Annotated in this window: 20 protein-coding genes; 2 read left to right on the top strand and 18 right to left on the bottom strand. The window is 66.8% G+C overall.

The genetic code is table 11. From position 1 onward, the window contains the following. Positions 1-9: 9 nt before the first annotated feature. The 17 genes from M8009_RS01465 to M8009_RS01385 all read right to left on the bottom strand — a co-directional run bounded on the left by M8009_RS01465 (position 10) and on the right by M8009_RS01385 (position 20,270). Positions 10-3,477, bottom strand: coding sequence for a DUF6519 domain-containing protein (locus tag M8009_RS01465; RefSeq protein ID WP_250058994.1), 3,468 nt, complete (start codon positions 3,475-3,477; stop codon positions 10-12). Positions 3,478-3,492: 15 nt separating this feature from the next. Beyond that, positions 3,493-5,148, bottom strand: coding sequence for a hypothetical protein (locus M8009_RS01460; protein WP_250058993.1), 1,656 nt, complete (start codon positions 5,146-5,148; stop codon positions 3,493-3,495). Next, positions 5,145-8,132 (bottom strand): baseplate J/gp47 family protein, encoded by a 2,988-nt coding sequence (locus M8009_RS01455; RefSeq protein WP_250058992.1) that lies wholly within the window; start codon positions 8,130-8,132, stop codon positions 5,145-5,147. The genes M8009_RS01460 and M8009_RS01455 overlap by 4 nt, the downstream gene beginning before the upstream one ends. After that, positions 8,129-9,328, bottom strand: a complete 1,200-nt coding sequence (locus M8009_RS01450) for a baseplate J/gp47 family protein (RefSeq protein WP_250058991.1) — start codon at positions 9,326-9,328, stop codon at positions 8,129-8,131. Before M8009_RS01450 ends, M8009_RS01455 begins: the two co-directional genes overlap by 4 nt. A 16-nt stretch (positions 9,329-9,344) precedes the next feature. Next, complete coding sequence (locus tag M8009_RS01445) at positions 9,345-9,743, bottom strand: GPW/gp25 family protein (RefSeq protein WP_250058990.1); 399 nt, start codon at positions 9,741-9,743, stop codon at positions 9,345-9,347. Beyond that, positions 9,740-10,558, bottom strand: coding sequence for a phage baseplate assembly protein V (locus M8009_RS01440; RefSeq protein WP_250058989.1), 819 nt, complete (start codon positions 10,556-10,558; stop codon positions 9,740-9,742). The genes M8009_RS01445 and M8009_RS01440 overlap by 4 nt, the downstream gene beginning before the upstream one ends. 10 nt (positions 10,559-10,568) lie before the next feature. Continuing rightward, the gene (locus M8009_RS01435; RefSeq protein ID WP_250058988.1) at positions 10,569-11,744 is read right to left on the bottom strand and encodes a phage late control D family protein; all 1,176 of its coding nucleotides are present in this window, start codon (positions 11,742-11,744) and stop codon (positions 10,569-10,571) included. Beyond that, complete coding sequence (locus M8009_RS01430) at positions 11,744-12,112, bottom strand: hypothetical protein (RefSeq protein ID WP_250058987.1); 369 nt, start codon at positions 12,110-12,112, stop codon at positions 11,744-11,746. The genes M8009_RS01435 and M8009_RS01430 overlap by 1 nt, the downstream gene beginning before the upstream one ends. 12 nt (positions 12,113-12,124) lie before the next feature. Then, the gene (locus tag M8009_RS01425) at positions 12,125-12,748 is read right to left on the bottom strand and encodes a hypothetical protein (protein ID WP_250058986.1); all 624 of its coding nucleotides are present in this window, start codon (positions 12,746-12,748) and stop codon (positions 12,125-12,127) included. After that, positions 12,748-12,966 (bottom strand): hypothetical protein, encoded by a 219-nt coding sequence (locus tag M8009_RS01420; protein ID WP_250058985.1) that lies wholly within the window; start codon positions 12,964-12,966, stop codon positions 12,748-12,750. The genes M8009_RS01425 and M8009_RS01420 overlap by 1 nt, the downstream gene beginning before the upstream one ends. Further along, on the bottom strand, positions 12,963-14,336 hold the full coding sequence (locus tag M8009_RS01415; protein WP_250058984.1) for an ATP-binding protein: 1,374 nt from the start codon (positions 14,334-14,336) through the stop codon (positions 12,963-12,965). Before M8009_RS01415 ends, M8009_RS01420 begins: the two co-directional genes overlap by 4 nt. Positions 14,337-14,343: 7 nt before the next feature. After that, a complete protein-coding gene (locus M8009_RS01410) occupies positions 14,344-15,366 on the bottom strand; it encodes a Pvc16 family protein (protein ID WP_250058983.1) in 1,023 nt (340 codons plus the stop codon). A gap of 4 nt (positions 15,367-15,370) precedes the next feature. Then, a complete protein-coding gene (locus tag M8009_RS01405) occupies positions 15,371-16,210 on the bottom strand; it encodes a hypothetical protein (protein ID WP_250058982.1) in 840 nt (279 codons plus the stop codon). Further along, positions 16,207-17,025, bottom strand: a complete 819-nt coding sequence (locus M8009_RS01400; protein WP_250058981.1) for a hypothetical protein — start codon at positions 17,023-17,025, stop codon at positions 16,207-16,209. The genes M8009_RS01405 and M8009_RS01400 overlap by 4 nt, the downstream gene beginning before the upstream one ends. A 6-nt stretch (positions 17,026-17,031) precedes the next feature. After that, positions 17,032-17,544 (bottom strand): phage tail protein, encoded by a 513-nt coding sequence (locus M8009_RS01395; protein ID WP_250058980.1) that lies wholly within the window; start codon positions 17,542-17,544, stop codon positions 17,032-17,034. 37 nt (positions 17,545-17,581) lie between these two features. Next, positions 17,582-19,552, bottom strand: coding sequence for a phage tail sheath family protein (locus tag M8009_RS01390; RefSeq protein ID WP_250058979.1), 1,971 nt, complete (start codon positions 19,550-19,552; stop codon positions 17,582-17,584). Positions 19,553-20,009: 457 nt separating this feature from the next. Next, complete coding sequence (locus M8009_RS01385) at positions 20,010-20,270, bottom strand: hypothetical protein (RefSeq protein WP_250058978.1); 261 nt, start codon at positions 20,268-20,270, stop codon at positions 20,010-20,012. 285 nt (positions 20,271-20,555) lie between these two features. Between M8009_RS01385 and M8009_RS01380 the strand changes: the two genes are divergently transcribed. Continuing rightward, the gene (locus M8009_RS01380; protein WP_250058977.1) at positions 20,556-21,944 is read left to right on the top strand and encodes a CHAD domain-containing protein; all 1,389 of its coding nucleotides are present in this window, start codon (positions 20,556-20,558) and stop codon (positions 21,942-21,944) included. Between the two features lie 161 nt (positions 21,945-22,105). Here M8009_RS01380 and M8009_RS01375 read toward each other — a convergent pair whose 3' ends face one another. Further along, positions 22,106-23,101: a hypothetical protein gene (locus M8009_RS01375; protein WP_250058976.1), complete on the bottom strand. Its 996-nt coding sequence runs from the start codon at positions 23,099-23,101 to the stop codon at positions 22,106-22,108. Positions 23,102-23,251: 150 nt separating this feature from the next. Between M8009_RS01375 and M8009_RS01370 the strand changes: the two genes are divergently transcribed. Next, positions 23,252-23,926 carry a Fe2+-dependent dioxygenase gene (locus M8009_RS01370; RefSeq protein ID WP_250058975.1) on the top strand — a complete coding sequence of 225 codons (675 nt, stop codon included), beginning with the start codon at positions 23,252-23,254 and terminating at the stop codon, positions 23,924-23,926. Positions 23,927-23,928: the final 2 nt, after the last annotated feature.

Below are 23,928 nucleotides of genomic sequence, written 5' to 3'. Positions count from 1 at the left end.
ATCCGCCTCCTATCTCGGCCTGCCCTCCAGTATCACCGCCGCTTCGCGCTGCAACCGTCGAGCGGTGTTCAGGTTCAGCCCGGCACTGCCGGCGACCTCGCGAAGCTGCGTATCGGACATTTCGGCAAACCCGGCGACATTCGTTACACCGCTGCGCGTCAGGGCGGCGATGAAGTTCGTCTCTTCACCCACGACCGCCGAGACGGGCATCTCCCGGCGCAGCGCGGTCAGGATCGTATCGCGCTCCTGCGACGTCTGATCCAGCAGCACCCGCTGTTCCCGCTCGAAAGCGGCCAGATCAGCGCGCGCGGTTCCAATCTGTGTAAGTGCGGTCTGCCGGTCGGCCTCGATCTGCCGGAGATCCGCACGCGCCGCCTCGATCTGCGCCTGCGCGGTCAGGCGGTCGCTTTCGAGCAGCTGAAGCTCCCCGCGCAACGCCTCGACCTGGCCGGACAGCTCCGCATGCTCCGTGCGCACGGTGTCAAGGCCGCGCTCGGCTTCGGCCGTCAGCGCGGCCAGTTCCTCGTTTCGGCTGGCCGAGGCGGCGATCCACTCGGATTCCAGGTCCGAGGCGGCGGTTTCAGCCTCGGATATGCGTCCCGACAGGCGTTCGTCCAGGGCGGCGGCCTGGGCCAGGACCTCCTCCGAAAGATTGAAATCCGCGCCGCGCGCCGCCGGACGCTCGAAGATGAACTTTCCGCCGCCCGTCTCGACCTTGACGTAGTCGATGGCGACGCCCTCTTGCATGATCAGTGCGACCTTGTCCCCGGGCATCAACTCGCCGCGGTCGGCCACCAGGTCGCGGGCGTCGAGCCCCACGGTCGCGCCCCTGATCTTGGCGATGGCTTCGGCATCGCCGGCATCGATGGTCTCGGCCACCTCGATGCCGTTGCCGGCCAGCTCCCCCCGTGCCCGGTCGAGCCCGAGATTGCCGATATCGGGCTGGACGGCGTAGTCGCTTGGCGGATTGCGACCGGTCAGGATCCGCGCCCCGCGTTCCACATCCATCCAGGCGCGCTCGGGCGTCAGTCGCCGGTCAAGTTCGGCCACCGCCACGAAATCGTTCGGCCGTTCGAAATCCACGCCGCCATCATCTTTCTCCGGACAGCACAGCTCGCGCAGTTTCCCGGCGAACCGGTCGCGCGTCTCCGAGATGAAGTACTGAACCATGCGCCAGGACATTGCCTGTTTCCGACAGCACCAGACACAGATATCGCTCAGGAAGAACGTATTGCCTTCCATCGAGCCCTCAACGCAGGCGATGGGCACTAGATACGGGCGCTCGCCGGGTTCCGGGCAGCGCGGGATCAGCGCGTCACACAGGCAGCGGCGCAAGCGTTCGGCCTCGGTTTCCTGCACGGCACGGTAGACCAGCGCCTCGCGCATCATGAAACGCGTCTCGCGCACCTCGCCATCGGCCTCCTCGGGGCGGACCTCCTCGTCGATCGCGGCGATTTTCCGGTCGAGCTGCGCCGCCTCCGCCTCGTCGTTCAGGTGAGACCTGTAGCGTTCCACGAGAGCGTTGTTATAGGCGCGCGCGATCTGCTGTTCGCGGGAATTCAGCCGCTGCGTGGCAGCCATCCTGGAATAGGCCGCACCGTAGAACACTTTGTCGAGGGTCGCGCGCTCGGCCTCGCTACGACTGGTCAGGTCATCCTTGATGTCGAAGGGCGGCCGGGTCTGGCGGCACTGGGCGAGGACAGACATGAAGGTCGGATCGCTCGGCCCGAAGGCACGGGAGCGCGGCGCCAGATGGATGCGGATCACGCCGCCCTCGCCGATGGACAAGGCAAGGCACACGTCGCGCTGACGGAGCGCGCGCTGGAAGGCCTCGATCCCGTCGAAATGGAAGCTGTCGCTGCGCAGGATGTCGTTGAGCTCCACCGTCTGCGCCCCTACATCGCCCAGCACGCCATCCCGGTCGAGGATCGCGCCTCCCGAGATGGCAACCATCGCCGGGCCTTGCGCGACCCGTCGGGGGATCACCCCGCAGACCACGCCCCAATCATGCAGGAGTCGCAGAAGTCGTTCGTTGCCGAAATCGACGCGGCAGAGGTTGATCAGCGCGTCCTGAACATTGTCCACCTCGTCATAGAGGCGCGGGCAGTCCGCGGGATCGAAGGCGATATCGGCCGCCTCGATCGAGCACAGGTTATTCAGCGCCTCCTGCACGTTCTCGGCGGCGTCGTATAGCGTCGGACAGTTGTTGACGAATCCGACATGTGTAGCCGGCAGGTCCGCCAGCGCCGGGAAGGACAAGCGGCGGGTTTCAGTGTCCGTCAGTGGTTCGATCGCAGCGTCCGTGACCCGGAACAGCGGGCAGTAGCTGTGGCGGATTCCGACGGGCAGAGCCTGCACGGCGCGCACGGGTTCATCGGCGAAGCGGCGCAACTCGATCAGCCAGTAGTCGCCCGTGACGATCGCACGTCCGTCAAAGTCGATCTCCGCGGTGAAGATGTCATTGGTCAGCCTGACCGTGCCGCCCGACAGGCTGACGGTTCCGTTGCCCTCGTCCTCGACATTGCCGTTGGCAAAATCGATCACCGCCATTCCGTCCCAGCGACGGACGAAGGGCCAGTCGCCACCCTCCGGCGGGGCCGGGTCTTCGGGTCCTTCGGTCAGACTGGTGGCGAAGCTCGACCGTGCCATATCTCCGTTCTGCTCATGGACACCCAGATGACATTCGGTGACGGTGGAATAGAACTCGTAGACCGCGCCTGCCCGCCCGAAATCCTCGCTGTTGACGGTGGCCGGCGCGATGGCGGCAGCGTTTTCCGCCGACCAGGCGATGCGCATGCTGTCCGGGTTCTGAGGATCGCCGAAGACATGCACGACCTCGATCCGGAACAGCGCATTGGCCACGCTCTGCTCGGCCGCCACGGTGTCGGCGCAAGGGTCGCACTCGTCGGCGATGGTGTCGGGGTCAGCCGGGGTGACGGTCATCTCGCCCGTGCCAATTTCGGGGATCGGGCCGTCCGGCTGACCGAGCGCGTCGGCCTGATCCAGCGGGGCAAACTTGATCTGGGCCATCGTGCGTGCACGGAAGGCCGTCTCTGCCCCATGGAGGCCGGGATCGGACAGCAGCGGCTCCTCCAACCGGCTGACCATCCGGTCCCAGATATCGGCATAGACGATCTGTTCGCCGTCCTCGGGCATCGGCGGGGCATGCGGGAAATCGACCTGCACGCCATACAGTTCCAATGGGCCAGACACCTCCCCGGCTGCCTGCACCTCGCCGCACCGCCCCTGCGCATAGACGACACCGGGAACCAGCCGCGGGCCCTCCAGCTCCACCGCGCCGCCATCCACCGGAACGCCGCTGCCGGCGACGTCATGGCCCAGCCCGTCGGTGCGCCCGCGGGCGATCCTCGCCTGCTCGCCCAGATCGGCATCGGTGACCATGCCGCCCTGAACCTGGAAGACCCCGGAATAGCGTTTCCCCGGACGGTGGCTGTCACGCGAGATATTGCCTTTCATCGGTCGGCCTCCTGGCTATTCGGCCCGGACCGGCGGGCGCGAAAGATACGGGTCATATCGGACCGAGATCTCCTGCCCCAGCGGCAGGTAATCGGTCAGCTTCAGTTCGAGTGCGTGGACGGATGCGACGTGGAACATGTGATGATGGGCGCCCATCTCGCCCTCGTCCTCGGCACGCAGCCGGTCCGAGGAGGTCAGGTCCAGCACCCCGGCCCCCGGCTCGCCGTAAAGCGCGGGTCGCAAGACGCAGTCGTCGCCCGCCTCGAACCACAGCCGGATGAAGTTCGGATCGTCATCGGTGTTCGTGGGCGACTTGTCGGCGCCGCAATCACCGAGTTCGGTCAGGCTCGGCACGCGCGAGTAGCGGATGCAGGTGTCGTCGCCCGAACAATCCAGATCCACCATCGGCCCGTTGAAGATGCAGTCCGACGCCCAGAGCCGCTCCAACTCCGTGCTCTCCATCACCGTGCAGTAGATGAGCTGGGCAAATCCCACTCCGCCCCGAAGCGTGTTGAACAGGCAGTCGGTTGCGGAGAGCGCCGGGGCATCCGTCGGGTGATTCAGCACCACCCGCTCTGCGGCGCAGCGATGCATGGTCAGGCGGGTTTCCGGACCATCCAGCGTCAGCGCGCCGGTGAAGATCAGGTCATGGAACAGGATGTCGCTGCCCGCCGGAATCGTCAGGTTGCCCTCTACCACCAGCCTGTCGGGCAAGACGATCTCGCCGTCGATCATCAGGGCCCCAGCCGTTTCGTCGTCCAGCAACCCGAGCGCCTCGAAGACCTGTTGCGGTCCGAAGGGTTGCTGCGCGGTCTCGTTCGGGTCGATCTGGATATCGTTCACCGTGGGCGCGACGTCGCTGCCGTTCAGCCCGCTGGCGAAAACCCCCTCGGGCGGGCGGACATGGACGATGGTGCGGTTCGGATGGGGTCCGACGTCGCGGACCGTGGGTGCGCGCAGGTCGGGCGAGCGCAGCGAGGTATCGTCGTAGGCGCCTGGGAAGCAGGGCACTCCGCGCCGATTCCGGGGCCGCCAATGAAGGATGAGGGGCTCGATCTCGCGGCCGAAATCGTCGCGCTGCGGCACCCGGAACGCGTAGAGCGGATTGGCGCCATCCGCGTCGATCACCGCACGGTTCGCGTAGCGGATATCCGGTGTCCCCTGCGGCAGGCCGGGGGCGGCCATCGGGCTGCCGTCGCCCATCGAGGCGGCCGGTACGGTGAAGGGCGGCAGGGTCATGCGCGGCGTGGTCAGGGTGCGGCGCCAGCCCTCGACCACCACGGCCTCGGCCCCACTGATCACGTCCGAAATCTCGTCGATGGAGGTCAGCGTTCCCTTGGACTTGTACCAGCCGACCGTCTCGTTCAATTCCCGCCGCCGCGCCGACGGGTCGGGCGCGCGGAGCTCCGCGCCCACCAGTTCGGCGAGGTATGGGACCAGCCAGGCCTGGATCTCGCGGCCGTTATCCGCGGGTTCGGCGAAGGCATCGGCATAGGCCTGTTCGGTCGTAGCGCGGATCAGGTCAAGCAGGTGACCGAAACCGTGGAGATAGGCTTCCAGATCACCCAACTCGCCGGGTTCGGGGGCCGGGTCCCGGTAGCGATACTCCTCGGGCAATTCGCGGTAGAGAAGCTGGCCCGCGCGGGATTTGAGATCCGACGGTTCCATCATATCGGCTCCACCTGCACGGTCATGTCGGCGCCGGCGGTTTCCGGCGCGGCGAAGATGACCTGGTTCTCGAAGGGGAAGAAGGCCGAGGGCGCACCGCCGGTCATCGCCGTGCGGCGGATGGCGGTTGCGGGCTGGACGGCGAAGCCGGGAACGGTTGCCGTCTCCACCCCCGCGACCCGCTCCAGCGCCGCGGCCACCTCGGAGATATAGGCGGGCTGGCCGAGAGCCCGGCGCTCAAGCGCGAACTCGGCGATCAGCGCGCTCTGAGCCGCCGCCTGTATCTCCGTCTTGTCGAACTTCTCGATATCGACACGGATCCTGGCGGTGACGACCAGGCGGATTGCGCCGTAAGCCTCCAGATCGACCCGAATACCGGGCAAGGCGCGCGCCTCGGCGAACTCCGTCAGGACCTCTCGCAAGGTGGGGCCGATGGCCCCGCCATTCGCCGGCACGATGACGATGGCCACGCGGCGTCCGGCGCCCGGCTGAACCACCGGCCGCGCCCAGGCCTGCCAGACGTCCGAACGGCGTCGGCAGAGCCGCTCGAAATCCTTCAGCGACACTGCCCGGCCATTCGCGGCCAGTCGCGCCGGCGCATTGACACGCAGATCGCCGACCGGTTCGCGATCCGCGCCGCCCGTCGCCGCGAAGGGCTGCGTCAGGGCGCGCACGTAGCGATGCTTCTTCATCGGTTTGGCGAAGGCCCGCGCCGGAACTGCCCCCTTGGGGCCGACCCCGGTGCGATAGCGGCTGACGACGACATTGTCCGTGCCCGTGGGCAGGCGGCGGCGGAAATGGACCACGAGCCGCCCTTCCTCCGTCATCGACACCGCGTAACTTTCGGTGCCGTCCGCCGTCGGGTCGATCAGGTCGCGATAGGACCAACGCACTCCGTCAACGGAGATGTCCATGTCCGGCGCCACGCCGGTTTCCGCCACCGTCGAGGGTATGAAACTGACCTCGCGCGCACCGAGGACGAAACGCTGCGCGGCCTTCTCGGCGTCACCCGATCCAAGAACCTTGGGACTCTTCGTTTCACCGTGGCTGCACTCGACCGCATTGAGGTTCAGGGTGGTCCAGCCCTTGAGAAAACCTGACAGGCCGTCGGCAGGCTCGAACAACAGTTGCAACGCCCCCGAGACCTCCACCGCTTCGACCAGGACGGCGCGAACCGGCGGAATCAGGTGGCGCTCGTCCTCCACCAGGCAGGGTTTGCCCAGCCGGATCAGTTCCCGTGCGGTGGCGGCCACGGGCAGGAGCATGATCTCGGCCCCTTCGAAGGCCGGGTTTGGGTTACGATCGTGGTCCACCGGGCGAAGGCTGCGCATCATCGGGCCGTGAAAGTCATGCGCATCCGGCCGGAAAAGATCGAGATCGTCCGCCACCAACTCCGAGAACTGGACCGTGTAGCCGTCGGCCGTCTCTGCGACACCGGCAACCGTCAGCGGCGCGTCAAACCCGGATACTCCGTGATCTTCCGGATCGCCCGTCCTCTTCCGGGCCCGCCGGTAGTAGACCGAGCCCACGGCAAGCGACTTGGGCGGCTTGCCGTGGAAGCTGACCATCCGCTGTTGGGCATCGCTTACCGGGACGACGGGATCTGGCAGCATCACGACGGTCGCGCTTTCGCGCTTGGCCCCTTCGGTTGGGACATAGAAACTGCCTACAGCGTCGGCGATCACGCTGAAATCGACACCGAGATAATCGTCCAGCTCGTTGCCGTCCTCATCCTCGGCATACTTGAATGTCCCGTCCCCGAAATCCAGCACGCCATGCGTGTTGATGTAGAAGGCCGTCAGCCCGACCGATGCGGGCGCGAGATTGCCGCCGCCGGTATTCGATACGGGCACCAGTGTCTCGACGGTGACCTCCTGACCGTGGGCAAGCGCCAGCGCCGTGCCCATGTCCAGCTTCAGATGCCCGTCGGCGTTCCCTATGATCCGGTATTCCGCGCTCGTGCCGTCGTGATGGAGCCGGATCACGGAGTTGATCGGATAGTTCGAGGCGGTCGCGATCTTCAGGACAAGCACGCCCTCGGTGGTTCGGGGCGCACCGCGTTTCACGGCCTTGGCGCCCAGGTGCAGGACGGCGCTGCCGCGTGTGGGCAGGGTGCCGTCCACGGTCAGGCGGATCACCGCGATGCCCGTTTCCTCGTCGCGCGCCGCCTCGCGGATCGTCGCTTCCTTCGCCCCGGTCGACCCCCGAAGGACTGCGACTGCGCCGGGCGCAATCTCCGCCTCGGGATCGTCGATCCACTGGTCGGGATTGCTCAGCGTCTCGGGGTCGCTGTTCCAGCCGACCGCCCGGGCAGCGTTCAGATCGGGGTGTACCTTGATCGGCTCCAGCGTCTCGAAGAGGACGGGTGCCCCACCCTCGGGCGGCGTATATTTCATCGCCAGCCCGCGGCCGATTTCCACGGGTTTTCCGCCATCCGTCGGATCGACGATCAATCCCACCGTGGTCACGGCCGAGGTCGGCGGCGCCGGCTGGTAATTGACCATCGAGGCCAGCCTCACGAGGTTCTCCCACTGGGTAGCGGTCGGCAGATACCCCTCGTTCGCGTAAGCATTCAGATGACCGAGCAGCACATGGGACGCCCGTGCCGCCGCGCGCATGATCTCCCAGCCGTACTCACCGCTGTTCAACGCATATTGGTCGAGTAGCCTGGCATTGCGCCGCCGCGCGGTCTCGGGCCGGTCGGGGAACGCACGGGCCAGGGTCTTCCAGACGAGCGCCTCTACGAAGGCCTCTCGTTCTGCCGAATCGGGCCATTGGTCCATGTCCAGGGAGAAGCGGCCGCGCCAGGTGTCGGGGAGGCGCTCCTCCATCTCCGCGCCACGGGCGACCAGACCCATCATGGCGATCCGGAGCTCTTCGAGCCAGACCGCCGCGTCCCCATCGACATACTCGAACCGCGGTAGCCCCGCCCTGTTCCAGCGCGTGAGATCCGCAAGCTTGTTCAGGCGGTCTGGGTTGCCGTTCATCCGGTCTCTCCCCCATTTACGATCAGGCGGAAATAGCCCTTCTCCGGCTCACCGCGGATGTTCAGGCAGCGGACATATTCATCGGCCTCGACCGGTATGAAGCCCTGCGCGCTGCGGTCGGGCCAGCCGGAACCCACACGCTTGAACCGGTTGAGACAGGCCACCGCAACGCCATCGACGGCCATGGCCGCCTCGATGATGTCGGAGGCAAACAGGTCATCGCCGAAATCGAGCCGCCCGGGCTCGAAGAAGCCGCCTTCATCCGCGGAAAAGACATCGGCCAGCGCCTGCTTCATCTCCGAGCGGAAGTAGCCGGGCTTGGCGCGGATAGAGAGGGTGAGGGTGATGGCGGCCGGTTTTGCATCTTCCAGGAACACCTCCGCCCCGATCATCCTGCGCAATTCGATCAGCGACCGCAGGAGATGCCGGGGCGAGACGGGCCCGCCGGCAGGCGGCAGGGGGATGTTTTGGTCATGGTGAAAATCCTCGATCCGCCGCCAGAGGAGGTCGGCCTCCCCGCCCTCCTCCGGAAGCGGCAGCGGCTCGTCCAGGCGACGGTCGGCCTCCAGCAGGGCGGAGACGAGGATGGTGTTCCACGCCCCCGTCCAGACAAGCCGCGCCTGGGCGCGGGAGACGAGCGGATGTGCGGAAATCGCTGCCTCATGGTCGTCGAGCGTCACCATCCGGCGCTGTTCGGCGATCAGGCGCGGACCTTCGGCGCGCGCGGCCTCCATCACCCCCGGCTCCAGCCGCCACAGACGTTCCAGCTGTTCCTCGCGTGTCTCGGTCACCCCCTCGGGCGGGGGCGGCAGGCGGTCCAGCACCTCGTCGCGCACCCGTTCGGCGGCGTCGTAGCCGATCAGCTTCAGAAGCCTGCGGACCGATTGCGGTCGCCGCGCCGTGGCCAAGTACCTTTCGCCCTGCACCGCATCCAGCGCGTGCGAGGCGCGGTCGAAGGCGGCGGCCAGAAGCTCGACGATGACCACTTCCATGTCGGCCGGCGTCCAGCGGCGGCGGGCCGGGAAGCGATGCGCCAGTTCCTGCATCAGGAAAAGCCGCAGGCTGTCGTAGTCGCGGGCCTTCCAGTCGAAATCGTCCGGAACGCCGGGCAGCAGCGGCGGAAGCACAGCGCGACGCTCGCCACAATCGGGGCAACCGCGATCGAATTCGAGCTTGGGGGGGGGAAGCTCTGCCATGATCTTGATGCCCGCTTCACAAGGTGAAGCTGAGGCTTTCCTCCTTCTGCAACGCGGCGATGGTGTAGGTGATGGTGACCAGAAGGACCTCGGGCTCGTTGGGACCCGGCCCCACCTCCACCTTCAACGTCTTGGGATCGACTTCGCCCGCCAGCGCCTCGGCCAGCGATCCGAACAGCCGGTTGCGCGCCAGTTCCCACAAGGGCGCAGCGTTGGGTTCGAACACATGCCTGCGCGCGCCAAAGCCGAACTCGGGGCGGAAGACACGCTCGCCGGGACTGGTGAACAACACCTGCATCACCTGCTCACGGATATGGTCCATCCGCGTCGATATGGCCGGACCCTCGCGCTCCAGCCGGAACGGAAACTTCATGTAGGCCACGCGCGGCAGCCGGGTTTCGTGCTGCATCGTCATGACGCCACCGTCTTGATGGTCAGCGCGGCAGGCGTCAGCGGCACCAGCGGCGGGCCCGAGGGTGAACCGGGCGCCGTGCAGGGATGCGTGTGCGAGTTGAACATCGCCATGAAGGTCTGCCCCTTGATCAGCGGCTCGCCGCCCGCCCCGCCCAGGCTGACCGACTGTCCCTCGATCTTGACGGTGGTGCCCTTGACCTCGATGCCGCCCGCCGTCGTGACGATCTCGTTCCCGGCCGCGTCGGCGCAGGCGATGCCCGACGATGACAGCGTGATCGAGTTGCCGTTGGCGTCCTCGATGACGATCTCGCCCGCCGCCGCGTCGATGGTGACATGGGCGCCTGAGGCGTCGGTAAGGGCCAAGGATCCCTCGTGGTTCAACTCAACCACTGCATCGGCGGCGGAATGGAGCGTGACCTTCTCCGCTCCGTCCGTATCATCAAAGACCAGCCGATGGCCGCTTTCCGTCTTCCAGACCTTGGTTTCCTGACCGGCATGTTCTTCGGGAACCTCGGCGGCCGTGCGCCACAGCGCCCCCGTCCAGATCGGCGCCGAGGCGTCGCCTTCGAGAAATTCGACCAGGACCGCGCTGTCGACCGGCGGCACCGCGACGAAGCCGAAGGCCGCGCCCCCGCCATAGGGGAAGGCCGGTTCCGCCCATTGCGATTCGCTCTCGCCCAGCACGGACGGCACCGTCACCTTCACCCGGCCCCGGTTTTCCGGATCCTGGGTATTCGTCACGAAGCCACGGTACTTGCCCCAGTATTTCGTGGCCTGCCTGCGAGCGACATCTTCGAGAAGCTGAAATTCATCCATCGCACTCTCCTCAGAACAGGCCACTCAGGGCCGAGACCGCGCCGCTCAGCGGGCTGGTTGGCGCGGCGCTTTCGCCGGTGGCGTTGCGCATCACTTCGAAAGTCTGGGTATAGCCCTCGGTGTTGAAGGCATGGGAAACCGTGTCGACGTAATAGAGGCCGCCGTATCGCGTTCCCGGCCCGTCAATGGTCACCAGCGCGCCGGGAAGAAGGACATGGCCATAGAGCGAGCCGTCCAACTCGCCCGAGCCGCGCAGCTTGAAGGCATGCTCGTTGACCAGCGCCTGGGCGCGGGCGGTGCGTTCCTCGACCGTCTCGTCGCCTTCCGCCCCCACCCGCCAGACCGACGGCGCGCCCAGACCGGCGCCCTCCGCCCCGGCGGGCGTCGTCCCCAGAACAGGCTCGTTCGGAATCAGCGTGATGACCTCGGGCGTCGCACCCTCCTCGCGCGGGGCCTGGTCGGCGCGGACCTGGTCGGGACTGTCCCCGGCATCACCCAGGTTGAAGGTCCGGCAATTCGTGTCCCGGCCGGCATAGACCATGATCGGTGCCTGAGGCGTGCCATCCAGCCGCTTGGGGCCGAAATAGACCTGGCCCTCGCGGAAGATCAGTTCATACCCGTTGGCCCGCGCGCGTTCGCGCAGAAACTGGATCGGGGTTCCCTCCTGCGACAGCGCGCGGCTGGACTGCCCCTGCCCCGACATCGGATCGACAGCCAGATCGACGCCCGAGGCCAGCTCGCGCAGGATCTCGAGGTCAGGCATGGGCGTGTCCTCGCCCCAGACCCGGCGCATCTGTTCGCGTGACAGGATCGCGCTTTCGTCCTGCACCTCCAATGTCAGCTTGGCCTCCGCGGCGTTGCCGGGATATTCGGGGCTCAGCCGCAGGATGTAGCCGGTCAGGATCACGTCCTGGCGCGTGCCGAAATCGGCGCTGATTCGGATCGGCGCCCAACGGGTAAATAGCCCGCTATCGGACGCCACCCATTTGCCGTCGCTGCCACGGCGGTCCTCGATGACGATGGTGCCTGTCCCGGCCTCTTCGCGGCTCATCTGCAGATCGACCGTCGCCACGAGGGGCGCGATGGCGCCGATGTTCTGATAGCCCGCCCCCGCCTCGATCAGGCAGGAGGCCGGGTTGCGGAAGCCTGGATCAAGAAGCCCGCCGATGGCAGAGAGCGAAACCATCAGCCCGCCTCCCCGCGCCTGGGCACGATGATGACCTGGCCGATACGTTCGCGGCCGTTCTCATCCGTCGTACCCCGATCGGTCATGTCGCCGTCCTCGTCATAGGCCCGCGGGCGCGTGTCCCACAAGAGGTCCTCGGGAAACAGGATGTCGGGATTCGCCTCCACCAGCCAGCGCCAGTCCCGGCTTTCCGAGTAATACTCATGCGCCACGCTATCGAGCCGCTCCTTCAGCGACACGGTATGCTCGAGGACCGGATCGGGATGTCGTATGCGTCGGGCGCGCAGGCCGCGGAAGATCTCCGCACCTGTTTCCGACCGCTCGAATAGCGGGGTGAACTCGTAGTCCGATCCCTTGAAGAAAGCCATGCCCCGCCTCCATCAGAACCCGGTCGCGGCGTTCAGGGCAGTCATCGCGGTCTGACGCACCTTGTCGGCCATGGTGAAGGGATTGTTACTCTCGATGACCTGCATCGTCAGGCCCATCTCCGCGCGGTAGGGCATCAGGTTCGGCAGATGCAGCGCCTCCTTCTGGGTAACGCCAGTCAGGAAGACGGGCAGCAGTTGCAAGCCCCAGGCGAAGATCAGGACCGAAGCCGTTTCCTGCCGCTCGAAAGCGCGCGCGCCGCCGATCCCGAGGCTGGACAGGGTCTGCAGGCCCCCAGGTCCCTGCGATTTCGGCTCCACCATCGAGCGTAGCGTGTCGATCTGCGGCTGCACCCCGAACATCGCGGCCACGTCGTCGCCCGCGTCCATCCTGTCGGTGGCGTCGAGCAGGATATCGACGGAAAACCCCTCGGCGGCCAGTTCGACGCCCTGCGCAACGCGTGTGGTCTCCAGCGGCGAAAGGAAGTCGTAGCCGGTGCGGTTGCCGGGCGCGTCGCCGGTCTTGATCGTCACCGTGCGCGAACGCGAGATCGACTGCGGGTTGAAGTCGAAGACCAGCGCCAGCGGAGGGATCGACAGCCCGTATTCGAACAGCACGCCCTTGGTCGCCACAGCCATCAGCCTCTCCCCTTGGTGCTGGTGGCAACGCTCCGCCCGACGGCGGTGGCGAGCCCATAGCCCGAGGTGCCGCGCCCCTCGACCGTGACCGACAGGCGGCGCGGCGCGTCGTCACCCAGTTGCGCAGCCGCCTCGCGTGCGATGCGCCTTGCCTCGTGCTCCGCCAAGTGGCGCAGGCGCGGCGGCAGGGTGACGGTCATGCGGCGGATGCGGGTCATGCGTCCTCCTCCAGGTGTGCGGCCAGCGCGCCGATCTCGCTGCGGCGGATCTGGCGGTTCTCCTTGCCCAATTCCGCCCAGACGGCGCGGGCGAGGTGACAGGGGGCGATGGGCGCGTCCTGCTCGGCGGCCAGGACGGCCGCATAGTGCGCCGCGTTCTGGATCGCGCCGCCCGACAGCCGTGTGGCCCCCGCCAGCATCTCCACGTCCAGCGTCGCGCAGCGCGGCGCCCCCGGCGGCAGCAGCGTGGACCACAGCGCCGCACGCGCGTCCGCGTCCGGCGACGGGAAATCGATCACCATCTGGAAGCGACGCAGGAAGGCCGGATCGATATTGGCGCGCAGGTTGGTCGTCAGGATTACCGGTCCCGCATGCCGCTCGAAGCGCGACAGCAGGTGGCTGACCTCCAGGTTGGCGTAGCGGTCGCGGGCATCGGTGACCTCGCCGCGCTTGCCCAGCAACCCGTCGGCCTCGTCGATCTGCAGGATCGCGCACTTGCCGTCCAGCGCGTCGAGCAGGCGGTTCAGGTTCTCTTCCGTCTCGCCCACATATTTCGACATGATCCGGCCCAGGTCGAGCGTGTAGAGCGCCCAGGGGCTGCCCGTCGCCTCGGCAAGTTCCCCGGCGATAACCAAGGCGGCGAAGCTCTTGCCCGTCCCCGACGCGCCGGAAAACAGCGCCAGCGGCCCACCCACCGCACGGCCTCCCCAGCCGGCGATCTGGTCGCGTCGCTTCAGCCAGGCGGTGAAGTCGCGCAGGGACCGCATGGTTTTCTCGGGAAGGACAAGATCTGGCCATCGCCCCCTGCGGGTTTCCAGATTGGCCCCCGGCGGCGCTGTGACCTCGCCCGAGCGCGTCAGCACGGCACGCTGCGCGACGGGCGTCGGCTGGATCATCTGATAGGGGCCCTCGCCGGTGACCCGCACGAGCCCCGCGGCAACGAGCGGCGCGGTCGCGTCCAGCCGGCTATAGAGCACGCCAATCTCGGCCCCGTCATCGAGCATCAGCACTTCCTGCGCCAGGGCGAGACTCGGCCAGGGCGCGTTCACCTGCGGCTGCAGCGATTGCAGGCGGGGGCCGTAAGCCGGGCGCGCCACCGGGGCCAGCGCCAGCGCCAGGAGATCGAGGTCGAACTGCAGGAAGCCACGCAGCAGGCCGGGGTCGACCAGCGAGGCGAGACCGGCCCAGACGCCGCGCCCTCGGTTCTCCGCCACGGCCGCGCCGGCCTCGGCAAACCCCTTCGAGAACGCCTCGCCGATCTCGGCCCCGCTGCGCATCGCCTCCGCCAGCGTCAGCATCATGCCGATCCGGGCCCATTCCATGTCGAGGCCGCGAAGGTCGAATTCCGTGCTTTCCTGTTGACAGGTCATCGCCACCTCACGTCACGGTCAGGGTCAAGGCGTTACCGAAGGGACTATCTGGCACGGGCGCCCCGCTGGCCGCCGGCTGTGCCCGCACCGTCCCGGTGACCGCGCTGGCCGGGACCGCCAGCGTCAGCACCGCCTGTGCCTCCGGGTTGTCGAGAAGGGGAGCGCCGACGGGAATGATCTGCACTGCCTGCGGGCTCTCGCTGTCGTCACCCAGCCGCCAGATCACCTGCAGCGCCGCCTCGCCCCCAGCCGGTCCTGCCACGGCCACGGTCGCCTCGGTCGCCGTGCCGGGCACCGAGATCGCATTGATCAGCGTGCCCCCCAGGACGAACATCTGCACCGGCGCCCAGTTCACCGGCGGCGGCGTCACGCCATCCCCCACTGGGGCGACGTGGCTATCGGGCCCCAGATCCTGGAAACCCGCCCGCGCCCCCGCTAAGTTCGGCAGAGTGTCGATGATCAGCGTCTCGGGCGGCGCGGCCTCGACCCTGGGCTCCAGCGGCTCGATCGGGATCAGGGCGAACTCGTAGACAGCCGACAACCGATAGGCCAGCTCGCCCCCTTGCGTCGTCCAGATATGGTTGATCTCCTCCATCGGCGGGGCCAGCATGATCGCCTCGAGCCGATACGCCTTGCGGTCGTGCGGCGCGGTGATCGCCGCGCCGGGCAGCGGCTCCTCGGTGGCGATCGGCAGGACGGGATGGCTTTGCAGGGCCCGGATGGCATGGCCGAGGATCCGCATGTCGGCATCGTCGGCGGCGTTGTCGATATCCGCCGGGAATGGGGTCAGCAGCGTGTTGATGCGGATGAACTGAGTCTGGTCGGCACCGAGATCGGCGTGGAAGCCCGAGGGCGCCACCCGATAGGCGAAGATGTTCAGGACATGGGCCGTCACCCCTGCCCCGCGCGCGATCTCCGAGGCGCGCAGCGGATGCGCCACCGTGATCGTCACCTCCTCCCCGAAATGACTGTCGAGAAAATCGGCGATGCCCTGCACCGCGACCGAGAGGGACGAGACTGGAACCGGCATCGGGTCAGAGCCTCCTGAGGTAACGCGCGCGGATGGCGCGGCTGCGGTCGGCGTTACGCCCCGCGCCGGGCGCGGCGGCGGGTTCGTGGATCAGCACGTCGAGCTGATCGATATGGACATCGGGGCGCTTGAAGCGGTCACCGTGTGGTGGTTCGGTCGGCGGCGTTCCCGGCATCGCGACGGGATCGAAGGCCGGTGGCAGCGCCGGCGGCGTCCCGTCCGCCACCGCATCCTCTCGGCGCAGCGCGGTAAGGGTGGAAGGCTCCTCCTCGTCGCGCATCTCCTCGGGGAAGGGCGCAGTCTCCGGGTCGAGCCCAAGCCGCGATCCGGCACGGCGGAGCATCTGAACGGGCTCTTCTTTCTCCGGCTGCCGGCGCAGGGCCTGCATCTCCTCCTCTTCCTCCGACTGCCGGCGCAGGGCCTGCATCTCCTCCTCTTCCTCCGGCTGCCGGCGCAGGGCCTGCATCTCCTCCTCTTCCTCCGGCTGTCGGCGCAGGGCCTGCATCTCCTCCTCTTCCTCCGGCTGACGGCGCAGGGCCTGCATCTCCTCCTCTTCCTCCGGCTGACGGCGCAGGGCCTGCATCTCCTCCTCTTCCTTCGGCTGACGGCGCAGGGCCTGCATCTCCTCCTCTTCCTCCGGCTGCCGGCGCAGGGCCTGCATCTCCTCCTCTTCCTCCGGCTGCCGGCGCAGGGTCTGCATCTCGTTCTCTTCCTCCGGCTGCCGGCGCAGGGTCTGCATCTCGTCCTCTTCCTCCGCGGCCGCCGCACGGCGAACGATGCCCTTGGGCGCAATGCCGGTGCGGGCCGGGGCGGACCGGGCGGCGAGACGGGCCAGGAAGCTCATGAGACTCGCCTCCCTCGTGACGGCGGCGTGCCCCGTTCGGCGCGGATCAGCTCGGCATAGGCACGGCGGCGGGCAACCGGAAGATCAAGGATCTCGGGTTCAGTCCAGCGATAGGCGGACGCGATCAAGTGAACCTCGCGCAGGGGCGTCTCGACACCCGGAAACGCGAAGGTCAACGGATCGATCCGGGCGTGACTGGCCGACCCGCAATAGGGACAAACCGCGTCGACGCTATCCGCGACATCGGGCGAGACCGCCTCCAGTGCTGCGTCGATCCGTGCAAGGTCGTGAAGGTCGAACCGGATCGCCTCGGCCTCTGCCGCCTCCGACAGCCCACAGAGCGCAGCAAAGACCCGGCGCGGATCCTCGACGTCGCACATGCCCGCCTGCGCCTCCTCGTGGCCGCCATTCGGGGCCTCGAAACGGCGCTGCCCGAGACTCGTGGAAACCTCCGCGACGGGGAAGCCCGGCCCCGCATCGGCGCGCGGGATGTCGGTCAGGGAAAGACGCAGGTCGAAACGCGCGCCGCAGACATCGCACGGTGCTTCATACCATTCCCACTGGCCACGGAACATCAGGGCCGCGCGCTGGAGCAGCCATTCCCGCCCCGCCGCTGAGACCCGTCGCGCCGTTCCCCGATCCGCGGAGACCTCCCCGAACCCGGCACAGAGCGCCGCCAGGATCGTCGTAACCCGCGCCGGTCGCGAAGCTGCGCTGCTCGCCGCCTCGGCCACGGCGAGTTCGGCATGCCCGTCCAGCGCGCGATAGCGCGCTGGCGGATATGCCCTGGCCAGGGTTTCGGGGGCCCGGTCCATGACAGATCAGGTCTCTGACGGCTCGGCCACGGCCTCGTCCCGGACGAAACCTTCATGCTGCAACGTGATGGTCTGGATACCCACGGTGTTCATGTTGTTGGCATCGAACTCGGGCAGCGCCTGGAACTCAGACACCCAGGCCCGGCGCAGCTGGTAGCTGATCGCCGGTACGCCCTGCAGGTTCAGCACGTTGATCACGACGTCGCGGCGGTAGTTCACGAGGCTCATCCCCGCGTCCCCGTCGCGAACGTTGTTCACGGCATTGGCCCATTCCTCGAAGATGGGGTCGTGGGTCAGGCCCTGTTCCAACGCGACTGCCTCGAAGCTCGACCCTCCCGGCATCACTCTCTGGTAGGAGGGATCTCCTGCGGAGCGCCACTTCACGGCCTCGGTGGTACGTTTCAGCGCGCCCATCTTGGTCAGACCGGCGACGGTCTGGCCGTTGATGACGATCTGAAACTTGAAGGTGCGATACGGATCGTAGCGATGCGCGTTCGCGGGAAAGGTTGGGGCAGGCATTGGGCCCTCCTGCTATCTGGTTGCGGCGGGTCAGGCCTCAGCGGGTCTGACCGACGATCTGCTTGATCTGGACGACCACGAACTCGGCGGGCTTCAGAGGTGCGAAGCCCACAACCACCCGCACGACGCCCGCGTCGATATCGGCCTGCGTCATCGTCGATCCCAGTCCACACCTCACGTAGTAGGCGTCAGAGGCTTTCTCGCCCTGGAAGGCGCCCGCACGATGCAGCGTATCCATGAACGCGCCGACATTGGCTCTCAGGCTCGACCAGAGCTTGTGGTCGTTGGGTTCGAAAACCACTGCCTGCAGCGCGCCATAGAGGCTCTCGCCGATCATGTTCTGCGTGCGGCGGACGGGGACGTAGCGGTATTCAGGCTTGGTTTTGGTCGCTCGCGTGCGTGCGCCCCAGACCACCGTCGGCCCGATGATCGCCCGGAAGCAGTTGACCCCGAACTCGTTGAGGTTGTCCTGAAGGTCCGCGCCGATATCGATGGTCGGGCCCACGGTGCTGCGTACCGTCGCCTCGAGCCCCGCTGGGGCCTTCCACACGCCCCGGCGGGCATCGATCCGCGCCCAGACACCGGCGGCGAAGGGCCCCGGCGGAATGCGGAATGTCTTGGGCAGGTTGGCCGCGGTATCGGGGTCGTAATAGGGGTTCGCCACCTCCATCCACGGGTAGTAGAGCGCCGTATAGGGCGACGTCGGCGCGCCCAGATCCTTGACGTCGGTGGGGCTCTGCAGGCGCGCGGCCCCCACCGGGTCGGGGGGATCGATCAGCACCATGCGGTTCTGCATGAACTCCGCATGGGTGATGGCAGCCTCGAGAGCGCCGTTGTCGCCGCCGGAGGTCCACACCTTGCCGGGCAGCATGACGATGGAGATGTCGCGGTAGTCGCGCAGATGGATCAGCGCCTTGGTGTAATCGGCATTGGCCGGCTCGCCATGAACGACGCCGCCCGCGAAACTGATGTCCAGTGGCGTTGTAGGGTGGTCGGGCCAGGGCGACGGGTACGGCACCGCCGATCCGGTAGCGAAGGCCAGCGCCGTCTCCGCCGAGCCGCCCGAAACCGTGACGGTATTCACGGTCCCGGCGGTCGCGCTCTGCCCGGGCAGAAGCAGAATCGTGTTGTCGCGCGTCACGGCGGCGACGAAATTGGCACGCGCACTCACAGTCGCGGCGCCGCGTACCTGCGTCTGGATGACGGCAGCGAGATCGGCCAGCGTCGCCGCGCCGCCCGGGAAGGCCACGACGACCGGCTGGCCGCTCACCGTATCGCCGGTAAAGCTCAGCTCGATCGTGTCGCCGCTGGAGATCGTCGTGGGGTCGAGCCCCGACAGATCGCCGCTCTCGAACCCCGCGATGGCGCCACCACCCCCAGAGGCCACGGTTTCATGCCGGGCGGAGACCAGCATGCTGGCCTGGTCGATGGTCGCGGCGAGGAACTGCCCGCTGGCCGGGTCCAGCGTCATGTCGGTATGCGTTTCCAGCACCGGGTCGAGTCTGCCCCGCCCGTCCGGCACGCCAATCTCGACATCGTAGGTCGCCAGAAGGGGGTTGGTATCCTCCACCGCGCGCCTGATTCTCAGCACCATGCCGTCGGCCCAGACACCTTCGGAACGGGCGGTGAAGTAGAACCCCATCCCCGCATTGACCGGGTCGGTGAAGGCGGCGCTGGAGGCCTCGCCATTGCCGTCGCCAACCGGCACGATATAGGCCTTGGTCCCGCCATTGGCGAAGAAGGACTGCACCGCGAAACCGAAACTGTCCGGGGCGCTGCCCATGTTGCGCAAGCCCCCCGCCGCACCGCCCAACTCACCGAAGAGGCTGGCGAATTGCGCCTGGCTGGTGATGAAGACCGGCTTGCCGTCCTCCTTGTCGTCGGTCACCAGGGCCCCGCGATTCACCCGACCGATGAAGGCCGCGACGGAGGTCGAGGCGGCCTCGATGGACAGAAGGCCTGATGGCACATGTTCGATATAGACGCCCGGATGCATGTAGTTGGACATGCCGATTTCTCCTCGGCTGAAGCTGGCCGGGACCCCACGCGCTCGCGAATAGGCCGTACCGATACCGCGCCCAGTATGGGCGCACTCGCTCAGCCGGGGATCATGGCGGATGCGCCACGACTCGCGCGCAGGTTACGCCGCGCTCTGCCGGGCCTCCCGGCGCGTCACCGTTCCGTCACCCGTCGATCCTGATATGCAGCGCAGCGAAAAGGAAAACCTCGACAGAGGTGAAATCGGACATTGGCCCACCTTTAGCGACAGACAACACGTTGCGCAGAGGGCGGTTCCGCTGCCCGTGACGAACCGTTCCAGTAGTGTAGGTGGTTTAGACGCCGCCGCAATTCACAACAAGACACTGGCCTAGTGTAATGTCCCGCTAAGTAAACAGTGGAGTTACCCCGCCTCATTCACCGGGCTGAGGTAGAAAAGGAGATGGCGAGCAGTTTTTCTCATAGCATCAAGATGTTCTTGCCAGAATACGATTCAAGAGGACTGCTCTTAATGCATGAAAGTTTATCACGTATCCATCCGCGTTGAGCCTGATGGCCAGTGCACCACCAGCGACCGAACTCAGCGAAACCACCACGCTGCGCCGCGATCTGATCTGACACTTAGTTGCAAAGGTCGCAGGTTCGAATCCTGTCGCGCCAACCAGAAACATCATGAGAAAAAGCCCGTTACGGGTCACGCCGGGTGGCGGTTTTTCGTTGCGTGTCATCAAGCTGCCCCCTGGACGTCATCTGACTGACATCTCCCGACGCTAGCCTCGATTAGCGGCATCCTGTCGGGGAGGGTATGTCATGTCCGCGCAAAGGCGTCGACCGCTCAGTCACGATGAAATCGAGTTCCTGGTGCACCTGGCCAACGGCAACGCCCTGGCCCGCCAACGGCGTCGCGACAGGGAAGCTCGCCGTCCGCGACCGCGTCATCCGAAGGACGAATAGCGCCAGCGGCGGCAGCCTGGCCTAGGCTGGGCCGTAGGGCCATCGTCGGGGAGGCGCCAATGAAAGAGCTCTACCTGCTGCGTCACGCCAAGGCATCGCGAGCCAGCGGTGGCATGGAGGATTGCCACCGGCCCTTGAGCCGACGCGGACGACGCCAGGTAGCGGCCATGGCCCAGGCGCTGCAACGCCTGGGTGCCCTGGACGGCGAAATCCACGTCAGCACGTCGACCCGCACCCGTCAGACCCTGCTGGGCCTCGACGAGCAGTTGCCTGCGTCGTCCCTCGCCGGCCGGACCCGATACACCCAGGCGCTCCAGACCTTCGACTGGAAGCAGCTTCGCAAATGGCTGATGGCCCTCCCGTCCGATTGCGACAGCGTCATCCTGATCGGCCACAACCCGGCACTGACCGGGCTCGCCCGCTGGCTCTGCCGGCAGGCGCCCGCCGACCTGCCCACCGGGGGGCTGCTTAGCCTCTCCCTGCCCGTGGAGGGCTGGCAGGATCTCCGCAAGCACCGGGCCGATCGAGTCGCTCGCCTGACGCCGAGCGAGACGAGCCACGCGCTGTTCAGGAAACAGGCCCCCCGCGCACCCGACCTCGACCGGGCACGCACGGACAAGCGGGTCCTCGGACTGCTGATCCATCAATACCGTATGGTGAGGGCCCTGGAGCCCGGGGTGGTTGCCGGCTTCGACCCCGAATTCCTGCATCAGTACCGCGTCAACCTGCGGCGCAGCCGCGCCATCGTCGAGTCCGTGGGGGCCATCATCCGGGTACCCGGCCTCGGCAAGGTCCTCAAGCGCCTGAAACATCGCGCACGGGCCACCAGCGATCTGCGGGACCTCGACGTGTTTCTCGAGACCCTGGGCCAGGAGCCACCTTCGCTATCGGAGCAGACCCTCAAGACGGTGCACGACTGGCTGGAGCATCAGGGTCGCGAGCGGCACGCGGCCCTCTGCCACGCCATGGCACAGCCGTGCTATGCCCGCGACATGGCGAAGTGGCAACGCTTCCTCTCGAACAAGGGGTTGCGCCGGGCGCTCAGGGAAGTGACGCCGGAAGAGGTCGAGGCGGTACTGACCGAGCGGGTCCTGCGGCATGACGCTGACCTGGCGGCCCTCACCGACGATTCGCCCGATGCGTCACTCCATGAACTGCGCAAGACCGTCAAGCGCATTCGCTATCTGGCGGAACTGGATCCCGAGCGACACCGCACCTTCCTCGCCGGGCTGAAACAGCGCCAGTCGCTGCTCGGTGAGTTTCAGGATCTCTGCACCCGGCAGACCTGGATCCGGGCCTTTAGCGCCTCGATGCCCGATACCGGCCCTCCCGGAGGCGTGGAGAAGGAGTGCCTCGACTGGCTCGACTCCCTCGAGGCGCGCAAGGCGAAGCTCCACCGGGCCGTCATAGCGCTCGACCCGCTACAAGAAGCCCCGCCACTGTCATGAGGCAGTCTGCCCGGCGCTCATCGGATGTCACCCGGCAATCGACGCCAGGAGCTAACCTGCCGGTCACCGAGATAGGTACAGAGAGGCCCGCACGGAAAGCCTCCGCGGCGGGCCTATTATGAGGGAGGCCCCTGCTGGCGTCTTCCAGCGGCGCCGATGGCTCAGTAACGACCGAGCAGCGATTCCAGCCTGAAAGTGCTGGAGGAGAGCTCGCCGTGGCTCATCACCGGAGTCTGGGGCGCCTCGGCTGAGGGCCAGGCCTCCATCGCTTCATCATAGGCCGCCATCAGCTCCTCAAGGGTCGCCTCGTCGCTGGCCCTGAAGAGTTCAGCCTGCTGTTCGAGCAGCGACCTGGCAGTCAGCATGAAGCCGCGTCCATCCTGGTACTCCGGGACGTTGACGAACTGGCCGTTTTCTACGGCTTCCTCGTACTCGTGCTTCGCCTGGCGCAGCAGGGCCAGTTGGACACGACTCTGGAACGCGACATCGTCACGCAGCTCGGCGTCGACATCCTGCATGGCGACATCGATGGCCTGGAGGGCAACCTGATAGGCGTCGGCATGCTCACGCCATTCCCCGCCCTCTCTCGCCTGATCGACCAGAGCCTGGAGCGTGTCCTCAAACGGCGTAACGCCACGGGTCTCGAAGGCCGACTCCAGCGGCTCGTAGTGCTCCTGGAGGGGATGGCCGAAATGCGGCTGGGAGGAGGTCTGTGCCCCTTCCTGATAGAGCTCTCGGGCGATGGCCAGGTGACCCTTCATCATGGCCAGATTGGTGTAGTAGATACCGGGGTTGTTGGCGTCGATGCCCTGCCCCGCTTCACCACCTTCACCGCCTTCACCGCCTTCACCACCTTCACCGCCTTCACCGCCAGCGGAGGCATTCAGGTAGGCAAATACCGAGAAGGGATCCGCCGCGGCGCTGCCTTCACTGCCCTCGCCACCTGCCTGGTGGCCGGCTTCACCGCCCTCGCCGCCTTCCTGGTGGCCGGCTTCACCGCCCTCGCCACCCTGGTCGGCATGGGCGAGCATCAGGCTATCGGGCCCTTGGGTGAGGTCGTCCGCGACCGGGGTATCGGCCCAACTGGTCGCGCCGGAGCCAAGCAGAACAGAGGCGCCGACGCCGACCCAAAGCTTGGTGCGGGTGCTGTTAGACATGCAAACTTCCTTATGAATCACGATTGACAGAAGCCTCGGCCGTGCAGGCCTGAGGATCGACGCCCCATTATTGACGTGGGCAGAAGGTTAATGCAAATGGTTCACAGATGCTTATAATTGGCAATCTCCTTCTCAACTGGAGCGCCTATTGTGATTCTCTGCATCGATCAGGTCATCCCGACGGAGCTGCTGTCACGGGTTCAGTCGGCCCTGGCCGACGCCGCTTACCGGGACGGGCGGGAAACGGCCGGCTGGCACGCCCGCACCGTCAAGCAGAACGAGCAGGCCGATGGCCGCCAACCCGAGGTGATCGCCCTGCGTGAGGAACTGGCATCGGCGCTACAGCGCCACCCACTGTTCCAGATGGCCGCTCGCCCCCGACACATGAAACCGCTGATGTTCAGCCGCTATAAGGAGGGCATGAGCTACGGCAATCATGTCGACGATGCGATCATGTCCACGCCCCAGGGCGCCATGCGCACCGACCTGTCCTTCACTCTCTTCCTGAATGACCCGGCCAGCTACGAGGGCGGGGAGCTGCTGATCGACTCGACCGCCGGGGAGCAGACCTACAAGTTGCCCGCCGGCGCCCTGGTCCTCTATCCCTCCTCGACCCTGCATCGTGTCGAGCCCGTCACTCAAGGCGAAAGGCTGGCCGCCGTGGGTTGGGCCCAGAGCCAGGTGCGCGAACCACAGCAGCGGGAGATCCTCTTCGACCTGGATACCACGCGTCGCCAGGAATTCGGGGCCAACGGCAAGACCCGCACCTTTGACATGCTGTCGAAGAGCCTGGCCAACCTGCTGCGCATGTGGGCGGAGGTATAAGC

It is taken from the genome of Halomonas gemina (assembly GCF_023554995.1).
Taxonomy (GTDB): Bacteria; Pseudomonadota; Gammaproteobacteria; order Pseudomonadales; family Halomonadaceae; genus Halomonas; species Halomonas gemina.
This window is presented reverse-complemented; position numbering and strand designations above follow the sequence as displayed.

Coding starts and splice junctions, on each gene's coding strand:
- M8009_RS01465 (WP_250058994.1), bottom strand. CDS start 3,477: ATGAAAGGCAATATCTCGCGTGACAGCCACCGTCCGGGGAAACGCTAT.
- M8009_RS01460 (WP_250058993.1), bottom strand. CDS start 5,148: ATGATGGAACCGTCGGATCTCAAATCCCGCGCGGGCCAGCTTCTCTAC.
- M8009_RS01455 (WP_250058992.1), bottom strand. CDS start 8,132: ATGAACGGCAACCCAGACCGCCTGAACAAGCTTGCGGATCTCACGCGC.
- M8009_RS01450 (WP_250058991.1), bottom strand. CDS start 9,328: ATGGCAGAGCTTCCCCCCCCCAAGCTCGAATTCGATCGCGGTTGCCCC.
- M8009_RS01445 (WP_250058990.1), bottom strand. CDS start 9,743: ATGACGATGCAGCACGAAACCCGGCTGCCGCGCGTGGCCTACATGAAG.
- M8009_RS01440 (WP_250058989.1), bottom strand. CDS start 10,558: ATGGATGAATTTCAGCTTCTCGAAGATGTCGCTCGCAGGCAGGCCACG.
- M8009_RS01435 (WP_250058988.1), bottom strand. CDS start 11,744: ATGGTTTCGCTCTCTGCCATCGGCGGGCTTCTTGATCCAGGCTTCCGC.
- M8009_RS01430 (WP_250058987.1), bottom strand. CDS start 12,112: ATGGCTTTCTTCAAGGGATCGGACTACGAGTTCACCCCGCTATTCGAG.
- M8009_RS01425 (WP_250058986.1), bottom strand. CDS start 12,748: ATGGCTGTGGCGACCAAGGGCGTGCTGTTCGAATACGGGCTGTCGATC.
- M8009_RS01420 (WP_250058985.1), bottom strand. CDS start 12,966: ATGACCCGCATCCGCCGCATGACCGTCACCCTGCCGCCGCGCCTGCGC.
- M8009_RS01415 (WP_250058984.1), bottom strand. CDS start 14,336: ATGACCTGTCAACAGGAAAGCACGGAATTCGACCTTCGCGGCCTCGAC.
- M8009_RS01410 (WP_250058983.1), bottom strand. CDS start 15,366: ATGCCGGTTCCAGTCTCGTCCCTCTCGGTCGCGGTGCAGGGCATCGCC.
- M8009_RS01405 (WP_250058982.1), bottom strand. CDS start 16,210: ATGAGCTTCCTGGCCCGTCTCGCCGCCCGGTCCGCCCCGGCCCGCACC.
- M8009_RS01400 (WP_250058981.1), bottom strand. CDS start 17,025: ATGGACCGGGCCCCCGAAACCCTGGCCAGGGCATATCCGCCAGCGCGC.
- M8009_RS01395 (WP_250058980.1), bottom strand. CDS start 17,544: ATGCCTGCCCCAACCTTTCCCGCGAACGCGCATCGCTACGATCCGTAT.
- M8009_RS01390 (WP_250058979.1), bottom strand. CDS start 19,552: ATGTCCAACTACATGCATCCGGGCGTCTATATCGAACATGTGCCATCA.
- M8009_RS01385 (WP_250058978.1), bottom strand. CDS start 20,270: ATGACACGCAACGAAAAACCGCCACCCGGCGTGACCCGTAACGGGCTT.
- M8009_RS01380 (WP_250058977.1), top strand. CDS start 20,556: ATGAAAGAGCTCTACCTGCTGCGTCACGCCAAGGCATCGCGAGCCAGC.
- M8009_RS01375 (WP_250058976.1), bottom strand. CDS start 23,101: ATGTCTAACAGCACCCGCACCAAGCTTTGGGTCGGCGTCGGCGCCTCT.